This is a genomic window from Vibrio celticus (assembly GCF_024347335.1).
Classification (GTDB): domain Bacteria; phylum Pseudomonadota; class Gammaproteobacteria; order Enterobacterales; family Vibrionaceae; genus Vibrio; species Vibrio celticus.
In genome coordinates, this window is record NZ_AP025463.1 from 148,039 (window position 1) to 171,737 (window position 23,699).

At 46.4% G+C, this 23,699-nt stretch carries 13 protein-coding genes, 10 tRNA genes and 6 rRNA genes; 25 read left to right on the plus strand and 4 right to left on the minus strand.

The annotated features are described in order from the left end of the window. The first annotated feature begins 353 nt into the window (after positions 1-353). The 12 genes from OCV19_RS00665 to OCV19_RS00720 all read left to right on the plus strand — a co-directional run bounded on the left by OCV19_RS00665 (position 354) and on the right by OCV19_RS00720 (position 11,454). A 16S ribosomal RNA gene (locus tag OCV19_RS00665) occupies positions 354-1,905 on the plus strand. A gap of 67 nt (positions 1,906-1,972) precedes the next feature. After that, a tRNA-Ile gene (locus tag OCV19_RS00670) sits at positions 1,973-2,049 on the plus strand. A gap of 14 nt (positions 2,050-2,063) precedes the next feature. Further along, positions 2,064-2,139: transfer RNA gene (locus OCV19_RS00675), tRNA-Ala, on the plus strand. Between the two features lie 299 nt (positions 2,140-2,438). Next, positions 2,439-5,327, plus strand: a 23S ribosomal RNA gene (locus OCV19_RS00680). A 97-nt stretch (positions 5,328-5,424) separates the two neighbouring features. Beyond that, positions 5,425-5,540 (plus strand): 5S ribosomal RNA (gene rrf, locus OCV19_RS00685). 394 nt (positions 5,541-5,934) lie between these two features. Next, positions 5,935-7,486 (plus strand): 16S ribosomal RNA (locus OCV19_RS00690). A gap of 123 nt (positions 7,487-7,609) precedes the next feature. Next, positions 7,610-7,685, plus strand: a tRNA-Glu gene (locus OCV19_RS00695). 2 nt (positions 7,686-7,687) lie between these two features. Next, positions 7,688-7,763: transfer RNA gene (locus OCV19_RS00700), tRNA-Lys, on the plus strand. 32 nt (positions 7,764-7,795) lie between these two features. Further along, positions 7,796-7,871: transfer RNA gene (locus OCV19_RS00705), tRNA-Val, on the plus strand. Between the two features lie 369 nt (positions 7,872-8,240). Then, positions 8,241-11,120 (plus strand): 23S ribosomal RNA (locus tag OCV19_RS00710). A gap of 98 nt (positions 11,121-11,218) precedes the next feature. Then, positions 11,219-11,334 (plus strand): 5S ribosomal RNA (rrf, locus tag OCV19_RS00715). The 16S, 23S and 5S rRNA genes sit together here with 6 tRNA genes alongside, the layout of an rRNA operon. 43 nt (positions 11,335-11,377) lie before the next feature. Next, a tRNA-Asp gene (locus OCV19_RS00720) sits at positions 11,378-11,454 on the plus strand. Positions 11,455-11,537: 83 nt separating this feature from the next. On the opposite strand, the gene OCV19_RS00725 is transcribed toward OCV19_RS00720, so the two are convergent. The 3 genes from OCV19_RS00725 to OCV19_RS00735 all read right to left on the minus strand — a co-directional run bounded on the left by OCV19_RS00725 (position 11,538) and on the right by OCV19_RS00735 (position 14,883). Then, positions 11,538-12,573 (minus strand): IS630 family transposase gene (locus tag OCV19_RS00725; protein WP_139093610.1). Its coding sequence is split into 2 segments (ribosomal slippage): positions 11,538-12,113 and positions 12,115-12,573, totalling 1,035 coding nucleotides; the frame shifts between segments, so codons are not numbered across the junction. A gap of 446 nt (positions 12,574-13,019) precedes the next feature. Beyond that, the gene (gene pssA / locus OCV19_RS00730) at positions 13,020-14,360 is read right to left on the minus strand and encodes a CDP-diacylglycerol--serine O-phosphatidyltransferase (RefSeq protein WP_065677909.1); all 1,341 of its coding nucleotides are present in this window, start codon (positions 14,358-14,360) and stop codon (positions 13,020-13,022) included. 91 nt (positions 14,361-14,451) lie between these two features. Continuing rightward, on the minus strand, positions 14,452-14,883 hold the full coding sequence (locus OCV19_RS00735) for a GNAT family N-acetyltransferase (protein WP_065677910.1): 432 nt from the start codon (positions 14,881-14,883) through the stop codon (positions 14,452-14,454). A 66-nt stretch (positions 14,884-14,949) separates the two neighbouring features. Here OCV19_RS00735 and murB point away from each other — a divergent pair, with 66 nt between their 5' ends. Then, the gene (gene murB, locus OCV19_RS00740) at positions 14,950-15,996 is read left to right on the plus strand and encodes a UDP-N-acetylmuramate dehydrogenase (protein WP_065677911.1); all 1,047 of its coding nucleotides are present in this window, start codon (positions 14,950-14,952) and stop codon (positions 15,994-15,996) included. After that, positions 15,993-16,958 carry a bifunctional biotin--[acetyl-CoA-carboxylase] ligase/biotin operon repressor BirA gene (birA, locus tag OCV19_RS00745; protein WP_065677912.1) on the plus strand — a complete coding sequence of 322 codons (966 nt, stop codon included), beginning with the start codon at positions 15,993-15,995 and terminating at the stop codon, positions 16,956-16,958. Before murB ends, birA begins: the two co-directional genes overlap by 4 nt. 7 nt (positions 16,959-16,965) lie before the next feature. On the opposite strand, the gene coaA is transcribed toward birA, so the two are convergent. Next, positions 16,966-17,889, minus strand: coding sequence for a type I pantothenate kinase (gene coaA, locus OCV19_RS00750; protein WP_017066910.1), 924 nt, complete (start codon positions 17,887-17,889; stop codon positions 16,966-16,968). Between the two features lie 210 nt (positions 17,890-18,099). Here coaA and OCV19_RS00755 point away from each other — a divergent pair. The 11 genes from OCV19_RS00755 (at position 18,100) to rplL (ending at position 23,472) form a co-directional block, all read left to right on the plus strand. Then, positions 18,100-18,175, plus strand: a tRNA-Thr gene (locus OCV19_RS00755). Positions 18,176-18,219: 44 nt separating this feature from the next. Continuing rightward, positions 18,220-18,304: transfer RNA gene (locus tag OCV19_RS00760), tRNA-Tyr, on the plus strand. A 39-nt stretch (positions 18,305-18,343) separates the two neighbouring features. Then, a tRNA-Gly gene (locus OCV19_RS00765) sits at positions 18,344-18,418 on the plus strand. A 13-nt stretch (positions 18,419-18,431) separates the two neighbouring features. Continuing rightward, a tRNA-Thr gene (locus OCV19_RS00770) sits at positions 18,432-18,507 on the plus strand. A 95-nt stretch (positions 18,508-18,602) separates the two neighbouring features. Next, on the plus strand, positions 18,603-19,787 hold the full coding sequence (gene tuf / locus OCV19_RS00775; protein WP_010435158.1) for an elongation factor Tu: 1,185 nt from the start codon (positions 18,603-18,605) through the stop codon (positions 19,785-19,787). A gap of 223 nt (positions 19,788-20,010) precedes the next feature. Next, positions 20,011-20,388, plus strand: coding sequence for a preprotein translocase subunit SecE (gene secE / locus OCV19_RS00780; protein WP_010435558.1), 378 nt, complete (start codon positions 20,011-20,013; stop codon positions 20,386-20,388). Positions 20,389-20,401: 13 nt separating this feature from the next. Beyond that, the gene (gene nusG / locus OCV19_RS00785; RefSeq protein WP_010435556.1) at positions 20,402-20,950 is read left to right on the plus strand and encodes a transcription termination/antitermination protein NusG; all 549 of its coding nucleotides are present in this window, start codon (positions 20,402-20,404) and stop codon (positions 20,948-20,950) included. 213 nt (positions 20,951-21,163) lie between these two features. Continuing rightward, on the plus strand, positions 21,164-21,592 hold the full coding sequence (gene rplK, locus OCV19_RS00790) for a 50S ribosomal protein L11 (RefSeq protein WP_010435555.1): 429 nt from the start codon (positions 21,164-21,166) through the stop codon (positions 21,590-21,592). Between the two features lie 4 nt (positions 21,593-21,596). Beyond that, the gene (gene rplA / locus OCV19_RS00795) at positions 21,597-22,301 is read left to right on the plus strand and encodes a 50S ribosomal protein L1 (protein WP_017060523.1); all 705 of its coding nucleotides are present in this window, start codon (positions 21,597-21,599) and stop codon (positions 22,299-22,301) included. A gap of 250 nt (positions 22,302-22,551) precedes the next feature. Continuing rightward, positions 22,552-23,046, plus strand: a complete 495-nt coding sequence (gene rplJ / locus OCV19_RS00800) for a 50S ribosomal protein L10 (protein WP_010435550.1) — start codon at positions 22,552-22,554, stop codon at positions 23,044-23,046. 57 nt (positions 23,047-23,103) lie between these two features. Next, positions 23,104-23,472: a 50S ribosomal protein L7/L12 gene (rplL, locus tag OCV19_RS00805; protein ID WP_017631516.1), complete on the plus strand. Its 369-nt coding sequence runs from the start codon at positions 23,104-23,106 to the stop codon at positions 23,470-23,472. Positions 23,473-23,699: the final 227 nt, after the last annotated feature.

A 23,699-nucleotide genomic window follows, 5' to 3' on the forward strand; every position in this document is an offset into this window, starting at 1 on the left:
GAGTTCTAAGTTTTCTTAGTATTTTATGTTGACTTTCAAAGTAGAAAGCGTATTATACGCGTCCTGCTTGAGTGCTAAGGCACTGAAAGCAAAGCTCTTTAACAATTTAAACCTATCAATCTGTGTGGGCACTCGTTGATGAATATCAAAACGTTTTATCGTTAGATAAAACAGATTCTTCGGAATCAAAATTGATTTCAATGAACTGAGTGACCAATACGTTTAACTACTTGTAGTTATTCGGCACAGTCAATTCATTACCATTCTGTTGGAATGGTAATAGCTTTAGAATTACATGTTTACTTCGGTAAATATTAGTTTTGAAGTCAGTATTCGTTGAGTCACAAAATCTTAAATTGAAGAGTTTGATCATGGCTCAGATTGAACGCTGGCGGCAGGCCTAACACATGCAAGTCGAGCGGAAACGACACTAACAATCCTTCGGGTGCGTTAATGGGCGTCGAGCGGCGGACGGGTGAGTAATGCCTAGGAAATTGCCTTGATGTGGGGGATAACCATTGGAAACGATGGCTAATACCGCATAATGCCTACGGGCCAAAGAGGGGGACCTTCGGGCCTCTCGCGTCAAGATATGCCTAGGTGGGATTAGCTAGTTGGTGAGGTAATGGCTCACCAAGGCGACGATCCCTAGCTGGTCTGAGAGGATGATCAGCCACACTGGAACTGAGACACGGTCCAGACTCCTACGGGAGGCAGCAGTGGGGAATATTGCACAATGGGCGAAAGCCTGATGCAGCCATGCCGCGTGTATGAAGAAGGCCTTCGGGTTGTAAAGTACTTTCAGTTGTGAGGAAGGGGGTAACGTTAATAGCGTTATCTCTTGACGTTAGCAACAGAAGAAGCACCGGCTAACTCCGTGCCAGCAGCCGCGGTAATACGGAGGGTGCGAGCGTTAATCGGAATTACTGGGCGTAAAGCGCATGCAGGTGGTTCATTAAGTCAGATGTGAAAGCCCGGGGCTCAACCTCGGAACTGCATTTGAAACTGGTGAACTAGAGTACTGTAGAGGGGGGTAGAATTTCAGGTGTAGCGGTGAAATGCGTAGAGATCTGAAGGAATACCAGTGGCGAAGGCGGCCCCCTGGACAGATACTGACACTCAGATGCGAAAGCGTGGGGAGCAAACAGGATTAGATACCCTGGTAGTCCACGCCGTAAACGATGTCTACTTGGAGGTTGTGGCCTTGAGCCGTGGCTTTCGGAGCTAACGCGTTAAGTAGACCGCCTGGGGAGTACGGTCGCAAGATTAAAACTCAAATGAATTGACGGGGGCCCGCACAAGCGGTGGAGCATGTGGTTTAATTCGATGCAACGCGAAGAACCTTACCTACTCTTGACATCCAGAGAAGCCAGCGGAGACGCAGGTGTGCCTTCGGGAACTCTGAGACAGGTGCTGCATGGCTGTCGTCAGCTCGTGTTGTGAAATGTTGGGTTAAGTCCCGCAACGAGCGCAACCCTTATCCTTGTTTGCCAGCGAGTAATGTCGGGAACTCCAGGGAGACTGCCGGTGATAAACCGGAGGAAGGTGGGGACGACGTCAAGTCATCATGGCCCTTACGAGTAGGGCTACACACGTGCTACAATGGCGCATACAGAGGGCAGCAAGCTAGCGATAGTGAGCGAATCCCAAAAGTGCGTCGTAGTCCGGATTGAGTCTGCAACTCGACTCCATGAAGTCGGAATCGCTAGTAATCGTGAATCAGAATGTCACGGTGAATACGTTCCTGGCCTTGTACACACCGCCCGTCACACCATGGGAGTGGGCTGCAAAAGAAGTGGGTAGTTTAACCTTTCGGGGAGGACGCTCACCACTTTGTGGTTCATGACTGGGGTGAAGTCGTAACAAGGTAGCCCTAGGGGAACCTGGGGCTGGATCACCTCCTTATACGAAGATATGCACGATGAGTACCCACACAGATTGATTAGGTTTAGAAAAGTTAAGAGACGATATTGGGTCTGTAGCTCAGCTGGTTAGAGCGCTCGCCTGATAAGCGGGAGGTCGGTGGTTCAAGTCCACTCAGACCCACCAATATCGACCTAGATGGGGCTATAGCTCAGCTGGGAGAGCGCCTGCCTTGCACGCAGGAGGTCTGCGGTTCGATCCCGCATAGCTCCACCATCTTTAAGTATTCTCTTAAGAGAGTCTTTAAAAATGGTTCATTTTATTGAATCAAGCTCTTTAACAATTTGAAAGCTGACTGATTGATTACTCACGAGTAATTCAATCAAATTTAAAAGTTCTCAATGTTTATCTTTCATTAGATAAACACAACAAACACATTCAAGTGTCTTGTATTCGATTCAAACTTGTTTGAATCACAATTGAGTCCGGCAAACAGTTATCAGGAATTAACCCTTCTTGATGACAAACAAAAACCTTGGTTAGTTGCCATACGCTAAGACCCTTTCGGGTTGTATGGTTAAGTGACTAAGCGTACACGGTGGATGCCTTGGCAGTCAGAGGCGATGAAAGGCGTAATAACTTGCGATAAGCCCAGATTAGGTAGTAATAACCTTTTGAGTCTGGGATTCCTGAATGGGGAAACCCACTTACATAAGTAAGTATCCTGTTGTGAATACATAGCAGCAGGAGGCAAACCGGGGGAACTGAAACATCTAAGTACCCCGAGGAAGAGAAATCAACCGAGATTCCGAAAGTAGCGGCGAGCGAAATTGGATTAGCCCTTAAGCTTTTAATGAGACAGATGAAGGCTCTGGAAAGTGCCGCAATAAAGGGTGATAGCCCCGTAATCGACATCTCATCATCAGTGAAAACGAGTAGGGCGGGACACGTGATATCCTGTCTGAATATGGGGGGACCATCCTCCAAGGCTAAATACTACTGACTGACCGATAGTGAACCAGTACCGTGAGGGAAAGGCGAAAAGAACCCCTGTGAGGGAGTGAAATAGAACCTGAAACCGTGTACGTACAAGCAGTAGGAGCACCTTCGTGGTGTGACTGCGTACCTTTTGTATAATGGGTCAGCGACTTAATTTTAGTAGCAAGGTTAACCGTTTAGGGGAGCCGTAGGGAAACCGAGTCTTAACTGGGCGTACAGTTGCTAGGATTAGACCCGAAACCAGGTGATTCAGCCATGGGCAGGTTGAAGGTTGAGTAACATCAACTGGAGGACCGAACCGACTAATGTTGAAAAATTAGCGGATGACTTGTGGCTAGGGTGAAAGGCCAATCAAACCTGGAGATAGCTGGTTCTCCCGAAAGCTATTTAGGTAGCGCCTCGGACGAATACTACTGGGGTAGAGCACTGTTAAGGCTAGGGTCATCCCGACTTACCAACCCTTTGCAAACCCGAATACCAGTAAGTACTATCCGGGAGACACACGGCGGGTGCTAACGTCCGTCGTGAGAGGGAAACAACCCAGACCGCCAGCTAAGGTCCCAAAGTATAGCTAAGTGGGAAACGATGTGGGAAGGCTCAGACAGCCAGGATGTTGGCTTAGAAGCAGCCATCATTTAAAGAAAGCGTAATAGCTCACTGGTCGAGTCGGCCTGCGCGGAAGATGTAACGGGGCTAAGCTATACACCGAAGCTGCGGCTACGTACCTTAGGGTATGTGGGGTAGGGAGCGTTCTGTAAGCCGTTGAAGGTGGTCTGTAAGGGCTGCTGGAGGTATCAGAAGTGCGAATGCTGACATGAGTAACGATAAAGGGAGTGAAAAAACTCCCTCGCCGGAAGACCAAGGGTTCCTGTCCAACGTTAATCGGGGCAGGGTAAGTCGACTCCTAAGGCGAGGCCGAAAGGCGTAGTCGATGGGAAACGGGTTAATATTCCCGTACTTCTTACAATTGCGATGGGGGGGGACGGAGAAGGCTAGGTGGGCCTGGCGACGGTTGTCCAGGTTCAAGTATGTAGGCGGGTGGTTTAGGTAAATCCGGACCGCTACTAACGCTGAGATACGATGTCGAGCTACTACGGTAGTGAAGTCATTGATGCCATGCTTCCAGGAAAAGCCTCTAAGCTTCAGATTGTAAGGAATCGTACCCCAAACCGACACAGGTGGTCGGGTAGAGAATACCAAGGCGCTTGAGAGAACTCGGGTGAAGGAACTAGGCAAAATGGTACCGTAACTTCGGGAGAAGGTACGCTCTTATCAGTGAAGTCCCTTGCGGATGGAGCAGACGAGAGTCGCAGATACCAGGTGGCTGCAACTGTTTATTAAAAACACAGCACTGTGCAAAATCGTAAGATGACGTATACGGTGTGACGCCTGCCCGGTGCCGGAAGGTTAATTGATGGGGTTAGACTTCGGTCGAAGCTCTTGATCGAAGCCCCGGTAAACGGCGGCCGTAACTATAACGGTCCTAAGGTAGCGAAATTCCTTGTCGGGTAAGTTCCGACCTGCACGAATGGCGTAATGATGGCCACGCTGTCTCCACCCGAGACTCAGTGAAATTGAAATCGCTGTGAAGATGCAGTGTACCCGCGGCTAGACGGAAAGACCCCGTGAACCTTTACTACAGCTTGGCACTGAACATTGAACCTACATGTGTAGGATAGGTGGGAGACTTTGAAACCGCGTCGCTAGATGTGGTGGAGTCGTCCTTGAAATACCACCCTTGTAGTTTTGATGTTCTAACGTTGGTCCCTGAATCGGGATTACGGACAGTGCCTGGTGGGTAGTTTGACTGGGGCGGTCTCCTCCCAAAGAGTAACGGAGGAGCACGAAGGTGGGCTAAACACGGTTGGACATCGTGTGGTTAGTGCAATGGCATAAGCCCGCTTGACTGCGAGAATGACAATTCGAGCAGGTGCGAAAGCAGGTCATAGTGATCCGGTGGTTCTGAATGGAAGGGCCATCGCTCAACGGATAAAAGGTACTCCGGGGATAACAGGCTGATACCGCCCAAGAGTTCATATCGACGGCGGTGTTTGGCACCTCGATGTCGGCTCATCACATCCTGGGGCTGAAGTCGGTCCCAAGGGTATGGCTGTTCGCCATTTAAAGTGGTACGCGAGCTGGGTTTAGAACGTCGTGAGACAGTTCGGTCCCTATCTGCCGTGGGCGTTGGAAAATTGAAAGGGGCTGCTCCTAGTACGAGAGGACCGGAGTGGACGAACCTCTGGTGTTCGGGTTGTCATGCCAATGGCATTGCCCGGTAGCTAAGTTCGGAATCGATAACCGCTGAAAGCATCTAAGCGGGAAGCGAGCCTTGAGATGAGTTTTCCCCTGGCACTATAAGTGTCCTAAAGGGTTGTCGTAGACTACGACGTTGATAGGCAGGGTGTGTAAGTGCTGCGAGGCATTGAGCTAACCTGTACTAATTGCCCGTGAGGCTTAACCATACAACACCCAAGGGGGTTTTGTGGACTCAAAGACAGACCTTGAATGAGTTTGAAGAGAAATAACTTTTAAATACAGTTTTCCGAATTTTAAAATTTGCTTGGCGACCATAGCATTGTGGACCCACCTGATTCCATGCCGAACTCAGAAGTGAAACACAATAGCGCCGATGGTAGTGTGGGGCTTCCCCATGTGAGAGTAGGACATCGCCAGGCTTTAATTTCGACTTTGTCTATTAAATAGACAAGTCACCATAGAGTTCTAAGTTTTCTTAGTATTTTATGTTGACTTTCAAAGTAGAAAGCGTATTATACGCGTCCTGCTTGAGTGCTAAGGCACTGAAAGCAAAGCTCTTTAACAATTTAAACCTATCAATCTGTGTGGGCACTCGTTGATGAATATCAAAACGTTTTATCGTTAGATAAAACAGATTCTTCGGAATCAAAATTGATTTCAATGAACTGAGTGACCAATACGTTTAACTACTTGTAGTTATTCGGCACAGTCAATTCATTACCATTCTGTTGGAATGGTAATAGCTTTAGAATTACATGTTTACTTCGGTAAATATTAGTTTTGAAGTCAGTATTCGTTGAGTCACAAAATCTTAAATTGAAGAGTTTGATCATGGCTCAGATTGAACGCTGGCGGCAGGCCTAACACATGCAAGTCGAGCGGAAACGACACTAACAATCCTTCGGGTGCGTTAATGGGCGTCGAGCGGCGGACGGGTGAGTAATGCCTAGGAAATTGCCTTGATGTGGGGGATAACCATTGGAAACGATGGCTAATACCGCATAATGCCTACGGGCCAAAGAGGGGGACCTTCGGGCCTCTCGCGTCAAGATATGCCTAGGTGGGATTAGCTAGTTGGTGAGGTAATGGCTCACCAAGGCGACGATCCCTAGCTGGTCTGAGAGGATGATCAGCCACACTGGAACTGAGACACGGTCCAGACTCCTACGGGAGGCAGCAGTGGGGAATATTGCACAATGGGCGAAAGCCTGATGCAGCCATGCCGCGTGTATGAAGAAGGCCTTCGGGTTGTAAAGTACTTTCAGTTGTGAGGAAGGGGGTAACGTTAATAGCGTTATCTCTTGACGTTAGCAACAGAAGAAGCACCGGCTAACTCCGTGCCAGCAGCCGCGGTAATACGGAGGGTGCGAGCGTTAATCGGAATTACTGGGCGTAAAGCGCATGCAGGTGGTTCATTAAGTCAGATGTGAAAGCCCGGGGCTCAACCTCGGAACTGCATTTGAAACTGGTGAACTAGAGTACTGTAGAGGGGGGTAGAATTTCAGGTGTAGCGGTGAAATGCGTAGAGATCTGAAGGAATACCAGTGGCGAAGGCGGCCCCCTGGACAGATACTGACACTCAGATGCGAAAGCGTGGGGAGCAAACAGGATTAGATACCCTGGTAGTCCACGCCGTAAACGATGTCTACTTGGAGGTTGTGGCCTTGAGCCGTGGCTTTCGGAGCTAACGCGTTAAGTAGACCGCCTGGGGAGTACGGTCGCAAGATTAAAACTCAAATGAATTGACGGGGGCCCGCACAAGCGGTGGAGCATGTGGTTTAATTCGATGCAACGCGAAGAACCTTACCTACTCTTGACATCCAGAGAAGCCAGCGGAGACGCAGGTGTGCCTTCGGGAGCTCTGAGACAGGTGCTGCATGGCTGTCGTCAGCTCGTGTTGTGAAATGTTGGGTTAAGTCCCGCAACGAGCGCAACCCTTATCCTTGTTTGCCAGCGAGTAATGTCGGGAACTCCAGGGAGACTGCCGGTGATAAACCGGAGGAAGGTGGGGACGACGTCAAGTCATCATGGCCCTTACGAGTAGGGCTACACACGTGCTACAATGGCGCATACAGAGGGCAGCAAGCTAGCGATAGTGAGCGAATCCCAAAAGTGCGTCGTAGTCCGGATTGAGTCTGCAACTCGACTCCATGAAGTCGGAATCGCTAGTAATCGTGAATCAGAATGTCACGGTGAATACGTTCCCGGCCTTGTACACACCGCCCGTCACACCATGGGAGTGGGCTGCAAAAGAAGTGGGTAGTTTAACCTTTCGGGGAGGACGCTCACCACTTTGTGGTTCATGACTGGGGTGAAGTCGTAACAAGGTAGCCCTAGGGGAACCTGGGGCTGGATCACCTCCTTATACGAAGATATACACGATGAGTGTCCACACAGATTGATTAGGTTTAGAAAAGTAAAGAGATGAAGAACTCCCAAGTTCTTCGAAGTTTGTTTCTACTTTTTAAAGTAGAGATGAATTAGCAGTGTCCCGTTCGTCTAGAGGCCTAGGACACCGCCCTTTCACGGCGGTAACAGGGGTTCGACTCCCCTACGGGATACCATTGGGTCGTTAGCTCAGTTGGTAGAGCAGTTGACTTTTAATCAATTGGTCGCAGGTTCGAATCCTGCACGACCCACCATTCTTTCTCCACGAAGGAATTAAAACTTTCGTGGGCGATTAGCTCAGTTGGGAGAGCACCTGCCTTACAAGCAGGGGGTCACTGGTTCGAGCCCGGTATCGCCCACCATTCTCTAAATATTCTTGGAAGTTAAATCTCCAAACCACTTCTTATGTCGCTGGTTGGATTTTTCGACTGTGAGAGTCTTTAGAAAATGAACTTCACAAGAAGTCTCATTGCTCTTTAACAATTTGGAAAGCTGACTGATTGATTACTTACGAGTAATTCAATCAAATTTAAAAGTTCTCAATGTTTATCTGCTCTTAGTTAATAAGAACGGTATAAACACAACAAACACATTCAAGTGTCTTGTATTCGATTCAAACCTAGTTTGAATCACAATTGAGTCCGGCAAACAGTCATTGAGAATTAACCCTTCTTGATGACAACCAAAAACCTTGGTTAGTTGCCATACACTAAGACCCTTTCGGGTTGTATGGTTAAGTGACTAAGCGTACACGGTGGATGCCTTGGCAGTCAGAGGCGATGAAAGGCGTAATAACTTGCGATAAGCCCAGATTAGGTAGTAATAACCTTTTGAGTCTGGGATTCCTGAATGGGGAAACCCACTTACATAAGTAAGTATCCTGTTGTGAATACATAGCAACAGGAGGCAAACCGGGGGAACTGAAACATCTAAGTACCCCGAGGAAGAGAAATCAACCGAGATTCCGAAAGTAGCGGCGAGCGAAATTGGATTAGCCCTTAAGCTTTTAATGATGCAGGTGAAGAGTCTGGAAAGTCTCGCAGTAAAGGGTGATAGCCCCGTAACCGACACATCATAATCAGTGAAAACGAGTAGGGCGGGACACGTGATATCCTGTCTGAATACGGGGGGACCATCCTCCAAGGCTAAATACTACTGACTGACCGATAGTGAACCAGTACCGTGAGGGAAAGGCGAAAAGAACCCCTGTGAGGGGAGTGAAATAGAACCTGAAACCGTGTACGTACAAGCAGTAGGAGCACCTTCGTGGTGTGACTGCGTACCTTTTGTATAATGGGTCAGCGACTTAATTTTAGTAGCAAGGTTAACCGTTTAGGGGAGCCGTAGGGAAACCGAGTCTTAACTGGGCGTACAGTTGCTAGGATTAGACCCGAAACCAGGTGATCCAGCCATGGGCAGGTTGAAGGTTGAGTAACATCAACTGGAGGACCGAACCGACTAATGTTGAAAAATTAGCGGATGACTTGTGGCTAGGGTGAAAGGCCAATCAAACCTGGAGATAGCTGGTTCTCCCCGAAAGCTATTTAGGTAGCGCCTCGGACGAATACTACTGGGGTAGAGCACTGTTAAGGCTAGGGTCATCCCGACTTACCAACCCTTTGCAAACCCGAATACCAGTAAGTACTATCCGGGAGACACACGGCGGGTGCTAACGTCCGTCGTGGAGAGGGAAACAACCCAGACCGCCAGCTAAGGTCCCAAAGTATAGCTAAGTGGGAAACGATGTGGGAAGGCTCAGACAGCCAGGATGTTGGCTTAGAAGCAGCCATCATTTAAAGAAAGCGTAATAGCTCACTGGTCGAGTCGGCCTGCGCGGAAGATGTAACGGGGCTAAGCTATACACCGAAGCTGCGGCTACGTACCTTAGGGTATGTGGGTAGGGAGCGTTCTGTAAGCCGTTGAAGGTGGTCTGTAAGGGCTGCTGGAGGTATCAGAAGTGCGAATGCTGACATGAGTAACGATAAAGGGAGTGAAAACTCCCTCGCCGGAAGACCAAGGGTTCCTGTCCAACGTTAATCGGGCAGGGTAAGTCGACTCCTAAGGCGAGGCCGAAAGGCGTAGTCGATGGGAAACGGGTTAATATTCCCGTACTCTTACAATTGCGATGGGGACGGAGAAGGCTAGGTGGGCCTGGCGACGGTTGTCCAGGTTCAAGCATGTAGGCGGGTGGTTTAGGTAAATCCGGACCGCTATTAACGCTGAGATACGATGTCGAGCTACTACGGTAGTGAAGTCATTGATGCCATGCTTCCAGGAAAAGCCTCTAAGCTTCAGATTGTAAGGAATCGTACCCCAAACCGACACAGGTGGTCGGGTAGAGAATACCAAGGCGCTTGAGAGAACTCGGGTGAAGGAACTAGGCAAAATGGTACCGTAACTTCGGGAGAAGGTACGCTCTTATCAGTGAAGTCCCTTGCGGATGGAGCAGACGAGAGTCGCAGATACCAGGTGGCTGCAACTGTTTATTAAAAACACAGCACTGTGCAAAATCGTAAGATGACGTATACGGTGTGACGCCTGCCCGGTGCCGGAAGGTTAATTGATGGGGTTAGACTTCGGTCGAGGCTCTTGATCGAAGCCCCGGTAAACGGCGGCCGTAACTATAACGGTCCTAAGGTAGCGAAATTCCTTGTCGGGTAAGTTCCGACCTGCACGAATGGCGTAATGATGGCCACGCTGTCTCCACCCGAGACTCAGTGAAATTGAAATCGCTGTGAAGATGCAGTGTACCCGCGGCTAGACGGAAAGACCCCGTGAACCTTTACTACAGCTTGGCACTGAACATTGAACCTACATGTGTAGGATAGGTGGGAGACTATGAAACCGCGTCGCTAGATGTGGTGGAGTCGTCCTTGAAATACCACCCTTGTAGTTTTGATGTTCTAACGTTGGTCCCTGAATCGGGATTACGGACAGTGCCTGGTGGGTAGTTTGACTGGGGCGGTCTCCTCCCAAAGAGTAACGGAGGAGCACGAAGGTGGGCTAAACACGGTTGGACATCGTGTGGTTAGTGCAATGGCATAAGCCCGCTTGACTGCGAGAATGACAATTCGAGCAGGTGCGAAAGCAGGTCATAGTGATCCGGTGGTTCTGAATGGAAGGGCCATCGCTCAACGGATAAAAGGTACTCCGGGGATAACAGGCTGATACCGCCCAAGAGTTCATATCGACGGCGGTGTTTGGCACCTCGATGTCGGCTCATCACATCCTGGGGCTGAAGTCGGTCCCAAGGGTATGGCTGTTCGCCATTTAAAGTGGTACGCGAGCTGGGTTTAGAACGTCGTGAGACAGTTCGGTCCCTATCTGCCGTGGGCGTTGGAAAATTGAAAGGGCTGCTCCTAGTACGAGAGGACCGGAGTGGACGAACCTCTGGTGTTCGGGTTGTCATGCCAATGGCATTGCCCGGTAGCTAAGTTCGGAATCGATAACCGCTGAAAGCATCTAAGCGGGAAGCGAGCCTTGAGATGAGTTTTCCTGGCACTATAAGTGTCCTAAAGGGTTGTCGTAGACTACGACGTTGATAGGCAGGGTGTGTAAGTGCTGCGAGGCATTGAGCTAACCTGTACTAATTGCCCGTGAGGCTTAACCATACAACACCCAAGGGGTTTTGTGGACTCAAAGAAAGACCAGACCTTGAATGAGTTTGAAGAGAAACTTTTAAATACAGTTTTCCGAATTTTAAAATTTGCTTGGCGACCATAGCATTGTGGACCCACCTGATTCCATGCCGAACTCAGAAGTGAAACACAATAGCGCCGATGGTAGTGTGGGGCTTCCCCATGTGAGAGTAGGACATCGCTAGGCTTTAAATTTGAACACTTGTCAGCGACGACAAGTATTCCACTGCGGAGTGGTAGTTCAGTTGGTTAGAATACCGGCCTGTCACGCCGGGGGTCGCGGGTTCGAGTCCCGTCCACTCCGCCACTTATTAGAAAAGCCCTGCTAGAAATAGCAGGGCTTTTTTACATTTGAAGAAAAGTGTTTTGTTGTTATACCAATCCGGAAAATTAACTGATCAGGTCAATCCAATCTCTTGTACACATTTTTGTGACGCGATCTTTGCACTCAAGAAATCCATTCCAAGCGCTACAGACCTTCGAAACAATATCGTTATAATCAATGAAGTTTTGGTTTGCTAGATAGTGTTGCCTTAACCAACTCCACACTTGCTCTATAGGGTTAAGCTCTGGTGAGTATGGCGGCAATTTGATAATACTGACATTATCAAATGGGTTAGCAATATCATCGGTATGCCATCCTGCGCCATCCATTATTACCACTGAATGACGGTCTTTTTCTGTGACTTTAGATATCTGCTCTAGATGGTTTATCATGATGTCTTTGTTAACCCAAGGGACGACCATTGCCTCACCAATCCCTCTCGATGGGCACACTGAGCCAAACAAATAAGCGTATTCAAATTGTTGCTGTTTTACTACGCGAGGTCTCGTTCCACGAGTAGCCCAAAGACGTGTTGTTGTGTTCTGCTGACCAAACCTAGCTTCGTCTTGAAACCAGACATCAACACTCTCTAGCCCAATATGGCCGGGGATCTTAAGGATCGTTTCGATTTGGAATTTTTTTAAAATCGTCTTGTATTTGCTGTGATTGTTTAGGGTGTTTGGAACGAGAAGTTATCCAAGAAAAACCCATGTGGTCGAGGAGATAATAGATGGAATTAGGGTGGTAGTGCTTGTCAAAGTGTTTAAAGATGTAGTCATGTATATCGCTTCCAACAAGGCGGCCACCAGAAGGTGATTCAGCTTCTTTTTTTATGAAGGCACTGAGTTGAGCCCGCTGCTCATCGGTGAGGTATGCAGGCCTACCAGTCCGAGGTTTTTCTTGAAGTCCTTCGAGGCCTTCTTCAAAAAAAATCCGAACCCATTTATTGACACTGGTTCGACTGACTTTGAGAGATTTTGCAATTTGTGTACGAGAGAGGCCGTCTTTAAAGTGTGCGAGCGCAAGTAAACGCATCTTCATCTGAATGGTTTTTTGCTGGCTCGCAAGCTTTTTGAAGTCAGTGTTATTAAGGCTATCCATGGCTAAATTTCACAATGATTCATCAATCTTAATTAGATCACATTTTTACTTTAATTGGTATTACTTCTAACTCAGGTAGTTAAGTTAAAATAGGACAGAGCATCAAATTGGGAGATTCTGAGTGCTTTCTATATGAGATACACTAACACGCTCATACCTCGTTGTAGGCTATACGAACATTATTACTTTTGATACGTAGAGGATAATTGTCGATTATATTTGTATTGGGACTCGTTTAACTGCTCTCTAAACCATACCTGATACACGTATCTGGAACCCTTAGACTGACTAAGGAAAAGGTAGGGTGTTTAACACTTCAAGTTATTACTATTACTATGAATAAATCGAGATGTGGACTTGAAATGACCATCAAATATCACTATCTCGTAGATACAAAAACGCCTAGCGTTTGCTAGGCGTTGATAAATAGTGTTTTGATACACCGACTACAGTATTTGTTTGAGTACTCTGTCGGCTTTCACACGAGTGATCTTACGAATCAACTTCTGAACTTCCATCGGGTAGCTCTCTACCTTGTCTAACTGCTTATAAGTACAGATAAGCTGAGTGTGTTGAAGGATGTTATCCACTTCGGCCTGGAACTTGTCTGTTAGATGATGGTAGTTATCTTGGATAAAGATACCGTTTTCTAGATCTAGCTTCCATGCGCGTGGGTTTAGGTTATTACCTGTTAGTAGCATGTAGCGTTTATCTACCCATATGCCCTTTAGGTGGAAGCTATTAGAATCGTGTTGCCAAAGTCGAATTGATAGATTACGGCTAGCAATATGAGCTTCATTCGCTTTAGCGAAACGACGTAAGTTCAGTTCGTACAGGTATGGCAGACCACCAATCGTTTTAAATTCTTCTTCTGGCGAGATAAAGAAATCATTTGCTGTCTTATCGCCAACAACAATGCTGACCTTTACACCACGCTTAAGTGCTTTCTTCACTTCTTTAGCTAGGCTAGGTGGGAAGTTGAAGTAAGGTGTGCAGATGAAGATTTCATCTTTAGCTTGAGCGACGAGTTGATTGATTCCCTGATTCAGACGGTTACGTCTTTTACCGATACCAACCAATGGTGTTACAGCAACTTGGTCTGCTGAAACCTCTTGACCATCGAATTGATACTGAGACCTTGCCAATGATGCTCGAAACTGACGAATCGCTGGTTTCAGTTCTTTGGTCGCAGGCTTGTTCTTATCTGCCAGGTCATAAACAGCGCTGTCCGCAACCATCTGTTCGTGTACGTAGGTAAACATTGCGTCAGCAAGAGCCGCGTTGTTTAAAACGTGGTAACGATCAAAGCGATAGCGGTCATGGTAATTCAGGTAGATATTGTTAAGGCTTGCACCGCTGTATATCACGCTGTCATCGACGATAAAGCCTTTTAGGTGCAGTACGCCAAAGACTTCTTTGCCGCGAACGGGAATGCCATAGACAGGCACAGAGTGCTGATATTTTTCTGCAAACTCTTTATACATGGCTGCATTGCCTTCAGAAGACTCTGCACCAATCAATCCACGCTGCGCTCGGTGCCAATCGACACAAACGCTCACGTCTAATTCCGGATTCTTTTGCTTTGCTTCATATAAGGCAGTTAGGATCTCACGGCCAGCCTCATCATCTTCAAGGTACAAAGCGACTAAACTAATACGAGTAGTTGCGCGAGATATCTCATCAAGTAGGCGAGTTCGAAACTCTTGCGCTGATAGTAGTACTTCAAACTTGTCAGGATTCTGCGCTATGGTTGGCAACTGTATGAATGGATTCCTACTGGCAATCATATTGACTGTTTTACCTTAAAAATATGCAAAATTGCGAACCTTTAATTTTACCAAAGGGATAGCACCAAATACTAGATAATCGAGGCATTCTCTAACAATTTTGCTGATAATGCATAGGAATGAGATCTTTTCCGCTATTCGAATAGCGCTCGTATAAAACTCTTAAACCATTTGGTAGATCTTTAGGGTCTACTTGCACGAATTTGTGTCGCGCATAAAAATTGGTGAGATGAGCGTAAGCAAAGCAGTAATCGTCTTCAGAAAGCGTATGTTGCGCACAATAATCCATAAGCTGGGAGCCTAATTGCTGACCGCGATGTTGTTTTGATATCGCCATTCCAGTAAGTAAACGATTATTTTCTATTGTACGAAAACGCACGACACCGCACAGCTCGTCATCCAGCAATAACGAGTAGATCAGTTCACTCTTATTCGCTTTTCCCGTTGGGTAGTGTTCTTTATAGAAACGTTTAACTAGGGGAACCTTTACTGGGTCTAATTGAGTAATGATGACATTGTTCATTCAGTCACTGCGCCATTGGTTTATCTGCTGTAGAATGACCGCAGTGTAAGTTAATTGAATATCGCCATGCAATTCCATCTCAATGCTAGTTTAAAAAATGTTCATACTTTTTCCATCGATCAGACGTGTGATGCGTTGGTTGAAGTCACCACTACCGAAGAACTGATTTCGCTTTACAAAGACCCTAAATGGTCAGCTTTGCCTAAGTTAATACTGGGTAAGGGCAGTAATATGCTTTTTACTGAGCACTTCGCTGGCCTGGTCATCGTGAATAAATTAGCCGGGATTGAGCTGGCTGAGACGGACAGTCATCACCTACTGCATGTAAGTGGTGGCGAGGATTGGCCAAGCTTGGTTGAGTGGAGTGTGGATAAAGGGCTGGGTGGTCTAGAAAACCTAGCAATGATACCCGGCTGTTCCGGCTCTGCTCCGATTCAAAATATTGGTGCGTATGGAGTTGAGCTGCAAGACGTATGCGAGTATGTCGATATTCTGTGTCTGGATACTTATACAGTTAAGCGACTAAGCAAAGAAGAGTGTCTCTTTGGTTACCGAGACTCTATCTTCAAACACGCTCTCTGCGATAAAGCGATTGTTGTTGCGATTGGTTTAACGTTGCCGAAAGAGTGGGAGCCATGTAATCACTATGGCCCGTTAAAAAGCCTATCAGCCGATACGCTCTCTCCTCGCACTATATTTGATGAAGTGTGTGCTATTCGTTCAAGTAAGCTGCCAGACCCTAGAGTACAAGGGAATGCGGGTAGCTTCTTCAAAAACCCGGTGATCACCCAAGATCATTTTGATCGCTTGTTAGCTCTATATCCAAATATTGTCGGCTATGAGAGTAATGACATGATCAAAGTTGCTGCTGGCTGGCTGATTGATCAATGCCAGTTCAAGGGTGTAACAGAAGGTGGCGCTCAGGTTCACCCCAACCAAGCATTGGTTATTATCAATTATGATGAGGCTTCTGCTGTGGATATCCTTAAGCTTGCAGAGCGAGTGCGCCAGTCCGTCTTGAATAAATTCGATATTCGATTGGAACATGAAGTGCGCTTTATGGGACGAGACTGCGAGACAAACCTAGACAAGGCTTTGGAGTCATTGGTATGAGAGAACACAGTACCAAGCTTGCACTATTGAGATGCCTTGCTGACGGTGAGTTTCATTCAGGTGAAGACCTAGGTGAAATGATTGGTGTATCACGAGCGGCTATCAGTAAGCACATTAAAGGTATTCAAGAGTGGGGTTTAGATATCTATCGAGTACAAGGCAAGGGTTACAAGCTAGCCAGTCGTTTGGATATGCTTGACCAAGAAAAATTGTCTGCAGTTAGTCGCGATGCTTCTCTTGAACTCATTCCTATCATGGGTTCTACAAACCAACACCTATTAGAGCGTACTAACACTCTCGAATCGGGTTCTGTCTGTATTGCTGAATATCAAGCTGCGGGTCGTGGACGCCGTGGACGAGAGTGGGTATCGCCATTCGGTGCAAACCTCTATCTTTCAATGTATTGGAGACTTGACGCAGGGATGGCTGCCGCGATGGGCTTAAGCCTTGTGGTTGGTGTTGCTGTTGTTGAAGCTTTGGAAGAAATGGGTGTAGAAGGTGTAAAGCTCAAATGGCCGAACGACCTCTACCACAATGATAAGAAGCTTGCAGGTATCTTGGTCGAGTTGTCAGGACAGTCTGGTGGCGCTGCGCATATTGTGATTGGTTTAGGGCTAAACCTATCCATGGATCCAACAACATCAGGTATTGGCCAGCCATGGACTTCCCTTAAAGAAGTGTGTGATGGAAAGGTACCTGACCGTAATCAATTAGCGCAGGCTCTGATCAATGCTTGGGATAAATCTCTTGTCGATTATGAGCTGAAAGGAATGTCCAATTTTGTAGAGCGTTGGAACCGCTTGGATAATTTCTTAGGTCGCAATGTTAGGCTGATCATTGGACCTAGAGAAATTGAAGGTGTTGTTCAAGGCATCGATGAACAAGGCGCTGTATTACTCAAAACTGAGAATGGTATCGAGAGCTATATTGGTGGTGAGATATCGCTAAGAAAAGGCGATTAAGGCGTTACTATTTTCTTAGTAACACTTCTTCAACCATATGATCTGCGCCTTTACGTAGTATCAGGTGAGCCCTTTCTCTTGTCGGAAGGATATTTTGTTCAAGGTTCAAGCCATTAATTGAACTCCAGATACCTTCCGCTTTATCCAATGCGGCTTGGTTCGATAATTTAGTGTAATGACTAAAGTAAGAGCCAGGCTTAGTAAACGCCCCATCGCGGAATTTCATAAAACGATTGACGTACCACTCTTTGATTTGTTGGCTATCAGCGTCAACATAGAGTGAGAAATCAAGGAAGTCTGAAATAAACACGCGATGTGGTTCGTGTGGATAATTCATACCGGTTTGTAAGACATTAAGTCCTTCAATAATAAGTACATCTGGTAGGTCGACGCACTTAACGTCATCAGTAATGTTGTACGTAAGATGCGAGTAAACAGGTGCTGTGACATTTCTCTTGCATGCCTTTACATCCGAAACAAAGTTCACTAAACGCTTGATATCGTAAGACTCCGGAAAGCCCTTTTTGCTCATCAACCCTTTCTCTTCTAACACCTCGTTTGGATATAAAAAGCCATCGGTTGTCACTAGTTCAACTTTTGGGTGGTTTTCCCAGCGAGAGAGTAGGGCTTTAAGCAGGCGCGCAGTGGTACTTTTGCCAACGGCTACGCTACCCGCAATACCGATGATAAAAGGTGGCGCTTTCTCTTTCTTATCTAGAAATTGGTGGAGTACAGAGTTTCTATTCTGTCTGGCTGCCACATAGAGGTTCAATAGACGAGATAGCGGTAGATAGATCTCTACTGCCTCTTCCATTGTGAGCTTTTCATTGATGCCTTGAAGCTCTTTTAAGTCGCTCTCAGAAAGTGTCATCGGAACTAAATTCCTTAGCTCAGACCAACGTTCGCGGTCAAATGACATAAATGGGCTCATACAAAACTCTATAGTGGATAACAAAACAAGTGCATGGAAAATACATCAAGCGATAGATAAATAAAATATCTTCCTGTATTAGATGCGGGTTAAAGACGTAAACCTTGAGCTAAATAGCCGTATGTAGGAGTTTGGTCAGAGAATTTTGCACTTTTTTTCAATTTACTATTGCAAGGTGGAAAATCATTCAATAAAATGCGCCCCACTTGTGCCGACTTAGCTCAGTAGGTAGAGCAACTGACTTGTAATCAGTAGGTCACCAGTTCGATTCCGGTAGTCGGCACCACTTTCTCCCTTCCTATAAGGCAAGCGAGAGAAAGCTCAAAATTTGGAGAGGTTCCCGAGTGGCCAAAGGGAGCAGACTGTAAATCTGTTGGCACTGCCTTCGATGGTTCGAATCCGTCCCTCTCCACCATATTCTAAAGGTTAAATAGCTCAAACAGAGTTACGTGTTGCGTGCATCGTATAATGGCTATTACCTCAGCCTTCCAAGCTGATGATGCGGGTTCGATTCCCGCTGCACGCTCCAACTCATTTTGTGTGCTGATATAGCTCAGTCGGTAGAGCGCACCCTTGGTAAGGGTGAGGTCCCCAGTTCGACTCTGGGTATTAGCACCAGTCTAAAGCTTCTTCTCCTTTAATAAAGAAAACCATTTTTTTTGGTTGCGTGGTCTTATTTTAAGCCACCTAATCCGTACCTAGAGGGACACCCCATGTCTAAAGAAAAATTTGAACGTACGAAACCGCACGTAAACGTTGGTACTATCGGCCACGTTGACCACGGTAAAACAACTCTAACTGCTGCTATCTGTACTACACTTGCAAAAGTGTACGGTGGTGTTGCTAAAGATTTCGCATCTATCGATAACGCTCCAGAAGAGCGTGAGCGCGGTATCACAATCGCAACTTCTCACGTTGAGTACGATACTCCAGCACGTCACTACGCACACGTAGACTGTCCAGGACACGCGGATTATGTTAAAAACATGATCACTGGTGCTGCACAAATGGACGGCGGTATCCTAGTTGTTGCTGCGACTGACGGCCCAATGCCTCAAACTCGTGAGCACATCCTACTTGGTCGTCAAGTTGGTATCCCTTACATCATCGTATTCATGAACAAATGTGACATGGTAGATGACGAAGAGCTACTTGAGCTAGTTGAGATGGAAGTTCGTGAACTTCTTTCTGAATACGACTTCCCAGGTGATGACCTACCAGTTATCCAAGGTTCTGCACTTGGCGCACTAAACGGCGAGAAGCAGTGGGAAGACAAGATCGTTGAGCTTGCAGAAGCACTAGATTCTTACATTCCTGAGCCAGAGCGTGCAGTTGACCAACCGTTCCTACTACCAATTGAAGATGTATTCTCAATCCAAGGTCGTGGTACTGTTGTAACTGGTCGTATCGAGCGCGGTATCCTACGTGTAGGTGACGAAGTAGAAATCGTTGGTATCAAAGAGACTACTCTTACTACTTGTACTGGTGTTGAAATGTTCCGTAAACTGCTTGACGAAGGTCGTGCAGGTGAGAACGTTGGTGCACTTCTACGTGGTACTAAGCGTGATGACGTTGAACGTGGTCAAGTACTTTCTGCGAAAGGTTCTATCAACCCACACACTAAGTTTGAGTCTGAAGTATACGTACTTTCTAAAGACGAAGGCGGCCGTCACACTCCTTTCTTCAAAGGTTACCGTCCACAGTTCTACTTCCGTACAACTGACGTAACAGGCGACATCACTCTACCTGAAGGCGTAGAAATGGTAATGCCAGGTGACAACGTTCAAATGACTGTTGAGCTAATCGCTCCAATCGCAATGGACGAAGGTCTACGTTTCGCAATCCGCGAAGGTGGCCGTACAGTTGGTGCTGGTGTTGTAGCTAAAATCTTTGCATAAGATTTGACGAACCACTAGTAAAAAGGGCATCATTTGATGCCCTTTTTCTGCGCTAAAAAAAGAGTTGGATGTTTTGACATCGATTTTTGCTCTTAGCAAAGAATTAAACGGTCTTTTTGACTAAAATGACTGTTAGATGTGTTGTTTTGCAACGCAAAGGAATGTGCCCTGCAACAGCGGGGTTATTGTCGTCTATATTTAAGACTTATCACAGGTTGGTTTTATGAAAGCAAACGCTGAAACTCCTGATAGCTCAGGTGCAGCAGATACAATGAAGTGGATTGTCGCTTTTGTTCTGTTGGCTGCTGCTGTTGTGGGTAATTACCTGTATGGTGAATTGTCTGTTGTAATTCGCGCTGCAGGTGTAGTTGTGCTGATTGCTGCCGCACTAGGCGTTGCAGCAACAACAACTAAAGGTAAAGCTGCGATCGATTTTGCAAAGGAATCTCGTATGGAGATTCGTAAAGTTGTTTGGCCTACTCGCCAAGAAACTATGCAAACTACATTGATCGTTTTAGCTGTATGTATTGTTATGTCTCTAGTGCTTTGGGGAATTGACGGCATTATGGTCCGTCTAGTTTCTCTAGCAACTGGGGTGTAGAGGGTTCTGATTCATGAGTGAAGCTCCAAAAAAACGTTGGTATGTAGTTCAAGCCTTTTCTGGCTTTGAAGGTCGTGTTGCACAGTCGCTACGCGAGCATATTAAAATGCACAACATGGAAGAACTATTTGGCGATGTGCTAGTACCTACTGAAGAAGTAGTGGAAATGCGTGCAGGCCAACGCCGTAAAAGTGAACGTAAATTCTTCCCTGGCTACGTATTAGTTCAAATGATCATGAATGATGAATCATGGCACTTAGTACGCAGCATTCCGCGTGTTATGGGCTTCATTGGTGGTACCTCTGATCGTCCTGCACCAATCACTGATAAAGAAGCTGATGCTATCTTGAACCGTCTAGAGAAAGCGAGCGAGTCTCCACGTCCTAAGACAATGTTCGAAGCGGGTGAAGTGGTTCGTGTGAACGATGGTCCATTTGCTGACTTCAACGGTACTGTTGAAGAAGTAGATTACGAGAAAAGCCGCATTAAGGTATCTGTATCGATCTTTGGTCGTGCAACACCGGTTGAGCTTGAATTTGGTCAGGTTGAAAAACTGGACTAAAACTCTAAATTTTGAACAAGCTGTGGATAAATGCTTCATAAGTTGTTCAAAATAAAAGAGTATAAAAAATCACCTTTTTAGGGTTGTTAAAGGCGCGAATTATGATTATAATTTCGCGCCTTTTTGCTTCTGTGGAAGTGAAAAAGAGTTAATTGAATTTATGGGGAGCTCGCCTTGCGGCTAGCGCATGTACCCAAAATATTAGGAAATATCATGGCTAAGAAAGTTGAAGCTTATATCAAACTGCAAGTTGCAGCTGGTATGGCAAACCCAAGTCCACCGGTTGGTCCTGCTCTAGGTCAACACGGCGTGAACATCATGGAATTCTGTAAAGCGTTCAACGCAAAAACAGAATCTGTTGAGAAAGGTCTACCTACTCCAGTAGTTATTACTGTTTACAACGACCGTTCTTTCACGTTCGTAACTAAGACTCCACCTGCTGCTGTTCTTCTTAAGAAAGCAGCTGGCGTTAAGTCTGGTTCAGGTCGTCCAAACACTGAGAAAGTTGGTACTGTTACTGACGCTCAAGTTCAGGAAATCGCAGAAACTAAAGCTGCTGATATGACTGGTGCTGACATCGAAGCAATGAAACGTTCTATTGCTGGTACTGCTCGTTCAATGGGCCTAGTGGTAGAGGGATAAGATCATGGCTAAACTTACTAAGCGTATGCGCGTAATCCGCGACAAAGTTGACTCAACTAAAGAATACGAAATCAGCGAAGCTGTTGCTCTTCTTAAAGAACTAGCGACTGCTAAATTCGTTGAGTCTGTAGATGTTGCTGTTAACCTAGGCATCGATGCTCGTAAATCTGACCAAAACGTTCGTGGCGCAACAGTGCTACCTCACGGTACTGGCCGTGACATCCGCGTTGCTGTTTTCACTCAAGGTGCAAACGCAGAAGCTGCTAAAGCTGCTGGCGCAGATATCGTTGGTATGGAAGATCTTGCTGAGCAAGTGAAAAAAGGCGAAATGAACTTCGACGTAGTTGTTGCTTCTCCAGATGCAATGCGTGTTGTTGGTCAACTAGGTACAATCCTAGGTCCACGCGGCCTTATGCCAAACCCTAAAGTTGGTACTGTAACTCCTAACGTTGCTGAAGCGGTTAAGAACGCTAAAGCTGGTCAGGTTCGTTACCGTAACGACAAGAACGGCATCATCCACACTACTATCGGTAAAGCATCTTTTGAAGCTAGCCAGCTTCAAGAGAACCTAGAAGCTCTTCTAGTTGCTCTTAAGAAAGCTAAGCCTTCTTCAGCTAAGGGTTCTTACCTGAAGAAAGTAAGCATCTCTACTACGATGGGTGCTGGTGTTGCTGTTGATCAAGCTAGTCTTGACACTCAAGCAAACTAATTTGCTTAGGCGCAGATTTAGTGTATACTTCTGCGCCTAATATTTGTGGTTGGGTGGTTTTAAAGCAATTTGAAATCATCTATCCCAAGACCGTAGGCGCTGTCGATTTTCATTAGATTATTGATAGCTTAATAAAACCTACGTAGGCGATGTTGTGGTTTGAAATGAATTTATTCATTTTTAAATAACATCGTAAACGCTCATTACATTTTGTATTGAGTGCTGTAATCACAACCAGAGGTTAATCCAAATGGCTTTAAATCTTCAAGACAAAAAAGCAATTGTTGCTGAAGTCAACGAAGCTGCCAGTGGTGCACTTTCTGCAGTTGTAGCTGATTCTCGTGGCGTTGAAGTTGGCGCAATGACTTCTCTACGTAAACAAGCTCGCGAAGCGGGTGTTTACATGAAAGTTGTTCGTAACACACTAGCACGCCGTGCGGTTCAGGGTACAGACTACGAGTGTCTAGTAGACACTTTCACTGGTCCAACTCTGATCGCATTCTCTAATGAGCACCCAGGTGCTGCAGCGCGTCTTTTCAAAGACTTCGCTAAAGAGAATAAAGATTTCGAGATCAAAGCTGCTGCATTTGAAGGCGCAGTTACTGATGCTGAAGTACTAGCGACACTACCAACTTACGACGAAGCTATCGCACGCCTAATGATGTGCATGAAAGAAGCTTCTGCTGGCAAGCTGGTTCGTACTATCGCTGCTGTTCGCGACCAAAAAGAAGAAGCTGCGGCATAAGCCTTGCTTTTCACTGGTTGCTATTTAAACTTATTGTTGACTTAAAAGAGAATTGTTATGTCTATTACTAACGAGCAAATCCTAGACGCAGTTGCAGAAATGTCTGTAATGCAAGTTGTTGAGCTTATCGAAGCTATGGAAGAGAAATTCGGCGTTACTGCAGCTGCTGCTGTTGTAGCTGGCGGCGCAGCTGGCGGCGACGCTGCTGCTGAGCAAACTGAATTCGACGTTATCCTAACTGCTGCTGGCGCTAACAAAGTACAAGTTATCAAAGCTGTACGTGGCGCAACTGGCCTAGGTCTTAAAGAAGCTAAAGGTCTTGTAGACTCAGCTCCTGCAGCGCTTAAAGAAGGCGTTGACAAAGCTGAAGCTGAAGCTCTTAAAGCACAGCTAGAAGAAGCTGGCGCTTCTGTTGAAATCAAGTAATTATTACTTAATTTCTTAGCCGCAAGGCTAATGGCTGGTGGTTTATTAACCACCGGCCTTTTTGCGCTGTAGGGCTATGACGAATTTTCCGCTGTTTAACCGTCATAATCCGAGCAAAAAAACAGTCATTTTTTCGAAATGATTGTTCACTACAGTAAACAGCTGTTTGTCACCGCCCCCTCTTGAAGAGTGTTTTGGGTGGTTTGGGTCACTTATCAGCGAGCTGA

Coding starts and splice junctions, on each gene's coding strand:
- pssA (WP_065677909.1), bottom strand. CDS start 14,360: ATGATTGCCAGTAGGAATCCATTCATACAGTTGCCAACCATAGCGCAG.
- OCV19_RS00735 (WP_065677910.1), bottom strand. CDS start 14,883: ATGAACAATGTCATCATTACTCAATTAGACCCAGTAAAGGTTCCCCTA.
- murB (WP_065677911.1), top strand. CDS start 14,950: ATGCAATTCCATCTCAATGCTAGTTTAAAAAATGTTCATACTTTTTCC.
- birA (WP_065677912.1), top strand. CDS start 15,993: ATGAGAGAACACAGTACCAAGCTTGCACTATTGAGATGCCTTGCTGAC.
- coaA (WP_017066910.1), bottom strand. CDS start 17,889: ATGAGCCCATTTATGTCATTTGACCGCGAACGTTGGTCTGAGCTAAGG.
- tuf (WP_010435158.1), top strand. CDS start 18,603: ATGTCTAAAGAAAAATTTGAACGTACGAAACCGCACGTAAACGTTGGT.
- secE (WP_010435558.1), top strand. CDS start 20,011: ATGAAAGCAAACGCTGAAACTCCTGATAGCTCAGGTGCAGCAGATACA.
- nusG (WP_010435556.1), top strand. CDS start 20,402: ATGAGTGAAGCTCCAAAAAAACGTTGGTATGTAGTTCAAGCCTTTTCT.
- rplK (WP_010435555.1), top strand. CDS start 21,164: ATGGCTAAGAAAGTTGAAGCTTATATCAAACTGCAAGTTGCAGCTGGT.
- rplA (WP_017060523.1), top strand. CDS start 21,597: ATGGCTAAACTTACTAAGCGTATGCGCGTAATCCGCGACAAAGTTGAC.
- rplJ (WP_010435550.1), top strand. CDS start 22,552: ATGGCTTTAAATCTTCAAGACAAAAAAGCAATTGTTGCTGAAGTCAAC.
- rplL (WP_017631516.1), top strand. CDS start 23,104: ATGTCTATTACTAACGAGCAAATCCTAGACGCAGTTGCAGAAATGTCT.